Annotated in this window: 1 pseudogene; it reads left to right on the forward strand. The window is 65.9% G+C overall.

What is annotated here, in order from left to right:
* Positions 1-402: pseudogene (locus JWG43_RS21105) on the forward strand (prolyl aminopeptidase); the annotation flags it as partial.

Below are 402 nucleotides of genomic sequence, written 5' to 3' on the forward strand. Positions count from 1 at the left end.
ATCCTGAGCGGGTCATCGCGCTGCTGCTGCGCGGCATCTTCCTGCTGACAAAGAAGGAGTTGCACTGGTTCTATCAGGACGGCGCCTCGATGATCTTCCCCGACGCCTGGGAGCGCTTCATCGCCCCCATCCCCGAGGCCGAGCGCGGCGACCTGATGGCCGCCTATTACAAGCGGCTGATCGGCGATGACGTCGCCGAGCGCGAACGCTGCGCCGTCGCCTGGTCCAGCTGGGAGGGCGAGACCGTCAGCGTCGAGGGCCCCAACGCCCGGCCTGACAAGTTCGCCGAGCCCGACTTCGCCGTCGCCTTCGCGCGGATCGAGAACTGGTTCTTCACCAACGCCGGCTTCTTCGAGGAGGACGGCTGGCTGCTGAAGAATGTGGACCGGATGCGGCATATCC

It is taken from the genome of Desulfobulbus alkaliphilus (assembly GCF_016918545.1).
GTDB lineage: Bacteria > Desulfobacterota > Desulfobulbia > Desulfobulbales > Desulfobulbaceae > Desulfobulbus > Desulfobulbus alkaliphilus.